Source organism: Microbacterium testaceum (assembly GCF_001476285.1).
GTDB classification, from domain to species: Bacteria; Actinomycetota; Actinomycetes; order Actinomycetales; family Microbacteriaceae; genus Microbacterium; species Microbacterium testaceum_B.
The window spans coordinates 1-9,746 of the sequence record NZ_LDRU01000038.1 but is presented as its reverse complement, the minus strand read 5'-3'; the positions used below and the strand labels follow the sequence as shown (position 1 = coordinate 9,746).

General features: G+C 69.3%; 10 protein-coding genes and 1 pseudogene. 4 read left to right on the top strand and 7 right to left on the bottom strand.

Going from position 1 to position 9,746, the window contains the following annotated elements:
* Window positions 1-207, bottom strand: a pseudogene (locus NS283_RS07900) (FUSC family protein); the annotation flags it as partial.
* 186 nt (window positions 208-393) lie between these two features.
* On the opposite strand from NS283_RS07900, the gene NS283_RS07895 reads away from it, so the two are divergent.
* Window positions 394-1,233: a DNA-methyltransferase gene (locus tag NS283_RS07895; RefSeq protein ID WP_206542546.1), complete on the top strand. Its 840-nt coding sequence runs from the start codon at window positions 394-396 to the stop codon at window positions 1,231-1,233.
* Here the strand turns inward: NS283_RS07895 and NS283_RS18370 are convergent.
* Window positions 1,227-1,820 (bottom strand): ScaI family restriction endonuclease, encoded by a 594-nt coding sequence (locus NS283_RS18370; RefSeq protein ID WP_081317314.1) that lies wholly within the window; start codon window positions 1,818-1,820, stop codon window positions 1,227-1,229. The genes NS283_RS07895 and NS283_RS18370 overlap by 7 nt on opposite strands.
* Before the next feature lie 337 nt (window positions 1,821-2,157).
* On the opposite strand from NS283_RS18370, the gene NS283_RS07890 reads away from it, so the two are divergent.
* A complete protein-coding gene (locus NS283_RS07890) occupies window positions 2,158-2,622 on the top strand; it encodes a DUF3817 domain-containing protein (RefSeq protein WP_058596316.1) in 465 nt (154 codons plus the stop codon).
* Window positions 2,623-2,630: 8 nt separating this feature from the next.
* Here the strand turns inward: NS283_RS07890 and NS283_RS07885 are convergent, their stop codons facing one another.
* From NS283_RS07885 to NS283_RS07870, 5 genes are all read right to left on the bottom strand, one after another.
* Window positions 2,631-3,188: a hypothetical protein gene (locus NS283_RS07885; RefSeq protein ID WP_058596315.1), complete on the bottom strand. Its 558-nt coding sequence runs from the start codon at window positions 3,186-3,188 to the stop codon at window positions 2,631-2,633.
* Between the two features lie 28 nt (window positions 3,189-3,216).
* Complete coding sequence (locus NS283_RS07880) at window positions 3,217-4,323, bottom strand: class I SAM-dependent methyltransferase (RefSeq protein ID WP_058596314.1); 1,107 nt, start codon at window positions 4,321-4,323, stop codon at window positions 3,217-3,219.
* A 69-nt stretch (window positions 4,324-4,392) separates the two neighbouring features.
* Window positions 4,393-6,057 carry an alpha-keto acid decarboxylase family protein gene (locus tag NS283_RS07875; RefSeq protein ID WP_058596313.1) on the bottom strand — a complete coding sequence of 555 codons (1,665 nt, stop codon included), beginning with the start codon at window positions 6,055-6,057 and terminating at the stop codon, window positions 4,393-4,395.
* A gap of 16 nt (window positions 6,058-6,073) precedes the next feature.
* Window positions 6,074-6,223, bottom strand: a complete 150-nt coding sequence (locus tag NS283_RS18875) for a hypothetical protein (RefSeq protein ID WP_193751309.1) — start codon at window positions 6,221-6,223, stop codon at window positions 6,074-6,076.
* A gap of 24 nt (window positions 6,224-6,247) precedes the next feature.
* Entirely contained in the window at window positions 6,248-7,027 is a 780-nt protein-coding gene (locus NS283_RS07870; RefSeq protein WP_058596318.1) for an EI24 domain-containing protein, read from the bottom strand.
* Window positions 7,028-7,142: 115 nt separating this feature from the next.
* Between NS283_RS07870 and NS283_RS07865 the strand changes: the two genes are divergently transcribed.
* Together NS283_RS07865 and NS283_RS07860 are read left to right on the top strand one after the other, a co-directional pair.
* Window positions 7,143-7,973, top strand: a complete 831-nt coding sequence (locus NS283_RS07865; RefSeq protein WP_058596312.1) for a hypothetical protein — start codon at window positions 7,143-7,145, stop codon at window positions 7,971-7,973.
* Between the two features lie 102 nt (window positions 7,974-8,075).
* Window positions 8,076-9,746 (top strand): Clp protease N-terminal domain-containing protein (locus NS283_RS07860; RefSeq protein WP_058596311.1); only part of this gene is annotated, 1,671 nt, incomplete at its 3' end.

The following is a 9,746-nucleotide window of genomic DNA, read 5'->3' as shown; positions in this document are numbered from 1 at the left end:
ACGCGTGCGTGGGAGGTCGGCGCGGCCGTACAGCGCGGCGAAGGCGCCGAAGCTCGCGTACACGCTGAGATCGAGGCGGCCGATGAGGAACAGGACGAGAAGGGGAGCGCCGACGCTGATCACGGCCCGCAGCGCCACGCGATGATCACCCTGTCGCGGCCCCACCCGGATGACCCCGGTCCACACGCGCCCCCGGGATTCCGCCACCCCTCCACCCTACGCGCGGTGATGACACCGACTTCGTACATCGGCGTTTGAGTGAGCGGGCCGCTCGCGTGCGGTGTCGGTTCCCTCACCTAGGCTAGGAACAAGGGAGTCCAGAGGTCTGACGTGTGGGCACGTCGCGTCTCGTCCTGTGTGATTGGTTCACGATTGGAGCGGATGGTGTCAGTGGTGGATGACGCGTTTGAGGCCGCCCGCCTGTCGCCAAGTGTTCACTTCGCCGATGAGCACTTCGTCCTTCTCCGCGGTGACTGCCTAGAACTTCTACGCGAACTGCCCACAGCCTCCGTTGACCTGACTGTGACAAGCCCCCCATACAACATAGGCAAGTCGTACGAGAGTGCTAGGACGCTCGAGGATTACGTAGATTGGTCAGAGAGATGGATGCGGTTGGTCCATGCGGTGACCGCCGCCGCGGGAGCATTCTGGCTGAATGTAGGCTACACGCCGCTTCATCAGTCCGGCAAAGCCGTGCCTCTGCCATACCTCCTGTGGAACCTCACGGACTTCTACCTGATCCAAGAGGTTGTTTGGAATTACGGGGCGGGCGTCGCGGGTCGAAGGTTTCTCTCGCCGAGGAATGAAAAGTTCCTTTGGTTCGTGAAGAACGCTGACGATTACGTCTTCAACCTCGACGCCATCCGGGATCCGGACGTGAAGTATCCGAGGCAGTACAAGAACGGTAGACTGAAGGTCAACCCACTTGGCAAGAATCCGACCGACGTATGGCAATTTGCGAAGGTCACCTCGGGATACCAACGCAGTTCGGCGGAGCGCACGCCTCACCCCGCACAGTTTCCCGAGGCGCTCATCGAGCGCGTCGTTCTAGCCTCGAGCGAAAAGAACGCGGTACTGCTCGACCCGTTCTCCGGATCAGGAACGACAGCGGTCGTCGCCGCCAAGACGGGGCGCCGTTCCATCGGTATAGAAATTTCCGGTGAGTATTGCGACCTCGCCGTCAGTCGATACCTGGCCAAGAAGGAGTCTTTGAGCGGCCTGCTTCTTCAGTGACCTTCTCGCGGGTAGATCTGTATCAGCTTGGCCAACTTGGCCGCAGGCGTGAGGCGGGCCTGCTGGCCTGTCGCGCTGATTTGGGGTAACCAGTCCGTGTGATCGAGCCAACCTAGCTTGACCCGAGTCACCTGTGGTGCTCGCGCAACGCGGAACCCCTGGAAGTTGATAGCTAGGTAGTATCCATCCTTGGGCTTCGTTCCCGGGGCAGATGGCTGAGCGTAGCTCCGGTTTGCGAAGATGTCATTCGGGGATGAGGAGCATTTGATTTCAGTGGAGAAGACGTCGTCCAGGAGGCAAACGAGGTCTTTCTCGTTTTTGGATCGCTGACGTCTCCACGTGGCCGGATACCGCTCTGCCAATTCGACGGGTATCAACTCGTCGAGAAAGTTTGCCATCATTTGCGGGGAAAACTGCACGTCATCGCCGACACGCAGCCGACCACCTATGGTCGTCGAAAAAATGTCCCTCCAGCACTTGAGGACTACCTCAACAAGTTCGTCGAGATCGATCGGATACCGCTGAATGAGTCTCGAGGTCACGTCGCCCCACGTGTCCGGCGCGCGATTTTCGTACGGTGATGTCATCAATTGATTATGTAGCAATTATGGCATTTGTGGCAATCACGACGCGTCGACAATGGGGCGTTGTGTGAAGCGAATGTCCCAGTCGCCTGGTTTGGTCCGAAATTCTGTCCAAGAATTCCACTCTCGCCTCATCGAGACGCCGGTCCAGTTACCGGCCCTGAGCCCGACACGTCGACCGCGGCCGAGGCCGACAGGTCGGACCCGTCGCTCGAGGAGGACGACCAGCCGATCGAGTGAGCGTCGTTCGACGTCGAGGAGACCCGGGATGCCGCGGCCTCGGGTTCCGTAGGGTGGAAAACCCCGACTCCGGGATCTTCCACCCCGCCCGAGGAGAGACGTGTTCCGCACGCCGCTGACCCTGTTCCGCACGCTCGCGATCGCCGAAGCGATCTCGTGGACCCTGTTGATCGGCGGGCTCATCCTGCGGGCCACCGCCGATCTCCCGATCGCCGTGAGCATCGGCGGCGGCATCCACGGGTTCGTGTTCCTCGCCTACGGTGCGACAGCGGTGCTCGTGGCGCTGAACCAGCGGTGGGGATTCGTTCCGGCGGCGGTGGCGATCGTCAGCGCCGTGATCCCGTACGCGACGATTCCGACCGAGCTGTGGTTGCAGCGGTCGGGGCGGCTCCGCGGCGCGTGGCGGCTCGACGACAGCGGCGACCCGCGCGACAGGCGTCCGATCGACCGTGCGCTGCGGTTCTTCCTCCGCCGGCCGTGGGTGCTCGGCCTCGTCCTCGTCGCCGTCGTCGCGCTCGTCTTCGTCGTGCTGCTCGTCGTCGGCCCTCCCGGTGGCAAGGGCTGAGACACGCCTCAGCGCACCCCGATGCGCGCGGGAGCCGACGAGAGCGAGCAGGCCGCCACGGCCGTTTCGACGGTTCCCGAGATCGTGACGACCGCGAGACCGGTGCCGACGTAGGTCACCATCCCCTCGCTCGCCGGCGTCGAGCCGGTCGGCCCCGAGAAGCGGTGCACGGTGGTTCCCGCCCGCCCCGAGACCGACACGGTCAGGTCCACGCCCTCGATCGGACCGGTCTCCGATGACGCTCTCCACGCGATCGCCGCGACACCCCGCCCCCAGCTCATCGCCGTCAGGGTGAGCGCGCCGCACTCCTCGCCGCCGACCGCTTCGGTGCGCAGTGCGACGTCCGGCGGGGTGGTGTTCGCTGCGCACACGGCGATGCCGTGCCGGCGCGCGTACTCGCGACCGCTCGCGTCCACCCCTGAGCAGTCGGCGAAAAGAGGGGTCGTGACGGTGGTCCCGAGAGGATCGGTGTAGGCCGCCACTGCCGCCGTCGTGGGGATGCCGGTGGTGACGAGGACCACCAGGGCGGCGACGGCGATCGGCACCCCGATGATGCGACGTCGCATGGCGCCTCCTCGCGCTGATGACGAGAATCTACGCCGTCCGGGTCGACACCGTCACCGTGAATTTGCGATCGCGGGCGACCTGCCGGGTCGGCCCGACGAGACGCTCGAGTGCGGGCCGATACTGCAGCGCGGAGTTCCACACCGTCCAGAGCTCGCCGCCCGGGCGGAGCACGCGCGCTGCCTCGGCGAACATGCGCGGGGCGATGCCCTCGGTGACCGCTGCTCCCGAGTGGAACGGCGGGTTGAGCGCAATGAACGACGCACTGTCGTCGGGCCGGCTTCGCAGCATGTCGTCGCGCACTACGGTGACCCGGTCGCCGACGCCGTTGGCTTCGGTCGTCGCGCGCGCCGACTCCACCGCGATCGCGGACTGGTCGCACGCGAGAACCCGGAGGGAGGGATGCCGTGTCGCCAGCGTCGCGGCGACGATCCCGGTACCGCACGCGAGGTCGATCGCCTCACCACCCCTCGGCTCGGGCAGGTGGGCGAGGAGCAGGCGAGTGCCGATATCGAGAGACGCCCCGGCGAACGCTCCACCGAACGCGCGGACCTCGAGTCCGTCGATCCGCGCCCGCTCCGGCTCGGGGTCGGCGCCGTCGTGCGGTCCGCGTGCGATGAGGACGCGGGACTTCTGCCGGGCGTGCGAGACGTCGACCCGCTCGAACCGCGCGCGGAGCACGTCGTTCATCGTCACGGTCATGTGCTTCAGTCGCCCGCCCGCGAAGACGACTACGTCCGGGTGGGCGTATCGGGCGATGAGCCCCGCGATGTCGTGCAGCTCACGCAGCGCCCGCGGCAGGCGCAGCAGCACGACGCGCGCGTCCTCGACGAGGGCGGCATCCCGCGCGTGCGAGGTGAACGATCCGGTGAGCTGCGTCGTCTCGGCGTTCGCGGCGAGGGCCTGTTCGCCGGTCAGCTCGTCCTGATGCACCCGGATGCCGCGGGCTCCGGCGGCGGCCGAGGCCAGGGTGAGCGCCCCATAGGCGTCGCCGATCACGACGAGCTCTCCGTCCGCCAGATCCGTCCGGGCTTCCGCGGACTCGTCGAGGATCAGCCGGTCGGCCGCATCAGCGGCGAGCAGGTCGGGTGCCTCGAGATCGGGCCAACGGCGGAGGGCATCGAGTGAGAACGGCACTCGGACACGGTACCCGGCCGGTCGGGGTGAGGACGCCGCGTCCGGTGCGTCGGATAGGGGCGGTCCGCGTCAGGACCGGCGGTTCGCGGCGGCCGCGGCGGCGGCGAGGTCGGCGAGAACCGGCGGCACGTCGTCCTGCGGGACGACCGCCTGGATGAGCGTCAGCCCCTCCGATCGCCGCGCCGCGGCGAGTGCGTCGCTGAGAGCGCCGACGGTGTCGACGCGCACGCCGACGTTCGTACCGCGGGGATCCATGGCGCCGAGGAGCGCGGTCCAATCCCACGTCGCGATGTCGTTGTACTCCTCGTGCAGGCCGTGGATCACGCGCTCGACCGTGTAGCCGCCGTTGTCGACCACGACGATGACCGCGGGCACGCCGTGACGCACGAGAGTGCCGAGCTCGGCGCTCGTGAGCTGGGCAGCGCCGTCGCCGATCAGCAGCACCGGACGCCGCTCGGGTCGGGCGAGGGCCGCACCGAGGATCGCCGGGAGCGTGAAACCGATCGCCGCCCACAGCGGCTGGCCACCGAACACGACGCCGTGGGGGAGGCGTTCTCCGGCCATGCCGTAGAACGAGGTGCCCTGGTCGGCGAGCACGGTATCGCCGTCACGGAGGAAGGCGGCCACCTCGTGCCACAGCGCCGACTGCGACAGCGCTTCACCCGCTTCGGCGGGCGGTCGCGGAGCGACGGGCGGGGCTCCCGCATCGACCGCGAAGCGACCGGGGAGCGCGGCGAGTTCGTCGGCGACGGCGTCGAGGGCATCTCGCATCGCGAGCGGGCGGAAGTCGTCGTCGCCGATGCGCGCGTGTTCGCCGCGGATCTCGATCGTGCGCGCTGCATCGATGTGCTGCGAGAAGAACCCGCTCGTCAGATCGGTGAACTGCACTCCCGCCATGACGAGCACGTCGGCGTCCTCGATGCCCGCGCGGACGGCGGGAGCGCTCGCCGCACCGAGGTAGGGACCGAGATACCCGGATGCCGACTCGTCGACGACGCGGCGGCCCCACAGCAACGAGGCGTGCGGCACTCCGCTCTCGAGGACGCGGTGCAGGTGGTCTTCGGCGTCGAGGCGCGCGACGAGGATGTCGGCGAGGACGGCGACGGAGTCGGCCACGGCCAGCCGAGCGGCGACCGCATCGCGGAAGCGGGTGAGGACGGCGGGATCGGTGACGGTGTCGGGGGAGGGGAGCGGCTCCGATGGAGGGTCGACGGGCGTCTCGCCGATGTCGGCGGGGATCAGCAGGTATCCCGGCAGGCGCCGATGGCGCACCTCGGTGATGAGGCGGTCGATCTGGGCCGTGGCATCCGTCGCCGTCAGCACTTCTTGAGCGGCTGTGACCTCGGCGGTCATGCGGGCGAAGTGGCCGAAGTCGCCGTCCCCGAGGGAGTGGTGGCTCGCCCGCCCGGCTGCCTGCACCGCGGTGGTGGGGGCGCCGACGACGTGCAGGACGGGGACGTGCTCGGCGTAACTGCCGGCGACCGCACTGATGGCGGAGAGCTCGCCCACGCCGAAGGTCGTGCTCAGGGCGCCGAGGCCGTGGAGGCGCGCGTAGCCGTCGGCGGCATAGCCCGCGCCGAGCTCGTTCGCGCACCCGACCCACCCGATGAGCGGGTGGCGCTCGACGTGGTCGAGGAAGGCGAGCGTGAAGTCTCCTGGGACGCCGAAGAAATGCCGTACCCCTGACTCGGCGAGCCGGTCGAGGAGGTAGTCGGCCACGGTATAGGTCGTCATGGCCGATGCTCCCGGCTTACCGCGTGCCGAAGTGGAAGGGCAGCGCCAGCGCGGCCGAGACCAGGATGATGCCGAGGGCGAAGAAGAGCGCGGGGGCCGCGAGCGAGAACGACAGGCCGGTGAGCAGCATGCCCCCGACGAACAGGATGAGCGAGACGATGAACATGAGGATCCCTTCGGTCGCTCCAGGCTACCGTGCCGGGTCGGCGGGTCGCGCCTCGCGCTCGACCGCGTCGCGGGACGGTTTCTCGCCGAGCGCAACGTGCGCCCAGAGCGTGCTTCCCGCCACGGCCGCCGGCATGATTGCGACAGCGCCCAGCGGGACGAGGAAGCAGATCTGGGTCGCGACGCCGAACCCGAGCGCCTTCGCGCGGTGCTCGCGGAGCAGGGTGCGTCGCGCCCGACGGTCGAGACCCCGGGCCGTGAGTGCGCGCGAGGTGAGCTCGTCGGCGAGGAGCCAGCCGGTCAGCAGAAGGCCGACGACACCCCCGAGCACCCCTCCGACGAGGGGGATGAGCCCGAGCAGCCACGCGAGGAGGGCGACCAGGATGCCGCGCAGCACCAGCCGCACGCTGTCGCCGACGCCCCGCCAGAAGCCGTACTCGACGTTCGGCACTGCGCCGAGGGCGGAGCGCTCGGTCGCGCGCCAGATCCGGTCGTAGATCGGCTCGCCGACCGTCAGCGTCACGGCGGTGAACGAGACGGCGAAGAGGAACAGCACCGCGCCGAACGACGCGATGCCGATGGCCACGCGGAGGGCGCCGGCCCAGAACGGCTCCCATCCGTCGGCGAACGGCGTCCAGTCGTCGACGAGGCTCGGGAGCCAGAAGCCCCACCCCACGAGCGCGGCGCCGAACGCCAGGCCGACGACGGCACCCGGGATGAGCCCGAGTGCCATCGCGCCCGGCGTGCGGCGCCACTGGCCGAGACCGCGGAGAAGGAGGCCGGCGCCGGCGAGGAAGTCGCGCACGGCGACGAGTCTGGCAGACGCCTCCGACACGGGTCGGACTTCGTCGATGGTCGGGATGGTCGGCGACCGATGGCCCGGGCGTGGTCGTGTCGGTGGCCGATGCCAGGATGTGGGCATGCGGATCCGCACGACGTCGACCCAGCGCACCTACCGATACGTGCGGCTGTCGATCGTGGCGGCGACCCTCGTTCTCGCGGTGTCCGTGGGGCTCGAGGTCGCGAGGGCAGGTGTGCTCCCCTCGATCAGTGCCGCGTTCTACACGCCGGCGGGCGACCTCTTCGTGGGGAGTCTGTGCGCGATCGCGCTGGCGCTCCTCGTCCTCTCCGGGCGCAGCATCGAGCAGGGGCTCCTCGACGTCGCGGCCGTGTTCGCTCTCGTCGTCGCGCTGGTGCCCACGCCGATCTCCGACGCGTCCTGCGAGGTCGGCGCGGTGTGCGTGCCCCCTGCGGCGGTCCCCGGCGTGATCAACAACGGTGTGTCGGTGGCATCCCTCTCCGTCGTCGTCCTGATCTCCGCCGCGGTCCTTGCGCGCACGCAGGGCTCCGCGGGGTGGGGGACCGTCGTGACACTGCTCGGGATCGCCCTGATCGTCGCCGGGTTCGTGACGTGGGCTCTCTCCGATTTCCCGACGTTCCTCCGCGGTGCGCACAACGTCGCCGCCATCGGGTTCTTCTCGGTGATCGGCGTCGTCGCCGCTGTGTCGGCGTGGCGCCCGCAGCGCTCACTCCGTCGCTTCCGTGTGCTCTACGCGGTGGTCGCGGCCGGCATCCTGGGGGTGCTCCTCGCCCTGGTCGCTGTGCTGGTCGTCGGGGCGGCGACGGCGACCGTGGGGGGTGTGCCGGTGATCTTCCTCGGGGAGTCGGTCGTGGTGGTCCTGTTCGCGGTGTTCTGGCTCGTGCAGACGGTCGAACTCTGGGACGCCCCCGACCCCGCGCTGCGCGCGTGAGATTGCCGGGAATAACCTCGGAACGTCGTCGTTGAACTTGATACATGGCCGCTCAAGTCTCAAACTTGAGTGAGCTTGACTCATGTATCACAGGAGACATTCGTGCCCGAAGACTTCACCCCCGACGCCGGGGACAACGGCGCCCAGTCGTTCGACGAGTTCCTCGCCCGCTACCTCGCGGGAGAGCGTGCGCGCGCCGAACGGTCCATCGACCTCAGTCGCTTCCTGAGCGCCCGCACGCAGGAGGCGCTGCAGGCGGCGGGGCGGTACGCGCTCGGTCGCGGCCAGCGCGAGCTCGACGCCCTCCACGTGCTCCACGTCCTCGTGGGGCAGTCGCCCGCACGCGAGGCCGTGGCTCGTATCGGTGCCGACCCCGCCGCGATCTCCCGCGCCGCCGAGAGTCGGCTGCCCGCCGCCACCGACGCGGCCGACGTCGATGGGGCCGTCGTCGCCGGTTCCGTCCAGCGCGCGCTGTTCCACGCGTTCCAGGTCGCCCGGGCCGCCGGCTCGACCTACGTCGACCCCGACCACCTCTTCTTCGCGCTCGTGCTCGCCCAGGATGCACCCGCCGGGCAGATCCTCGCGCAGGCCGGTGTCACGGCCGAGGCCCTGACCCAGGGCGTGCGCGAGACCGTCGTGGGCGGCGAGCCGACCTCCGTGCCCGAGCAGACGGCATCCACGACCCCGAATCTCGACCGCTTCGGCACCGACCTGACCGCCCTCGCGACGGCGGGCGAGCTCGACCCGGTCATCGGCCGCGCCGACGAGATCGAGCAGACGATCGAGATCCTCAGCCGCCGCACGAAGAACAACCCCGTGCTGATCGGCGAGGCCGGCGTCGGAAAGACCGCGATCGTCGAGGGACTGGCTCGCGCGATCGTCGCCGACGAGGTTCCCGAGCAGCTCCGCGGCACGCGCGTGGTCTCGATCGACCTCGCGGCGATGCTCGCGGGCGCACGTTATCGCGGCGACTTCGAGGAGCGACTCACCCAGACGATGGAGGAGATCGCGGCATCCGAGAAGCTCGTCGTCTTCATCGACGAGGTGCACACCCTGGTCGGTGCGGGCGGCAGCGGCGACGGGTCGATGGACGCGGGCAACATCCTCAAGCCGCGTCTCGCGCGCGGCGACGTGCGTCTCATCGGCGCGACCACGCTGCGCGAGTACCGCACGATCGAAAAGGACCCCGCTCTCGAGCGGCGTCTGCAGCCGGTGCGCGTGGGCGAGCCCTCGCTGACGGATGCCGTGGAGATCCTCCGCGGTCTGCGTTCGGCGTACGAGGAGCACCACGCCGTCACCTACACCGACGACGCGCTGCGCGCCGCCGTCGAGCTGAGCGACCGGTACCTTCCCGACCGCGTGCTCCCTGACAAGGCGATCGATCTCATCGACCAGGCCGGAGCGCGGCTGCGTCTGAAGCTCGGCGTCTCGGTCGACACCTCGTCGCTGCTGGAGCGGCTCGCCACCCTCGAGGCGGAGAAGAACGCCGCCGTCTCGGCCGAGCACTACGAGGAGGCCTCGCGTCTGCGTGACGAGATGGCGGCCGTGCAGGCGCGACTCGACGACGCGACGCGGGGCCCCCGGGTCGCGGCCGTGGTCGACGAGCCCGAGATCGCCGCGGTGATCAGCCGGTCCACCGGCATCCCAGTCGCCCGACTGACGGCGACCGAGCGCGGACGCCTTTCGCAGCTCGAGAACGAGTTGCACGCCCGGGTCATCGGGCAGGACGACGCCGTCACCGCGGTCGCCAAGGCCGTGCGCCGCAACCGCACG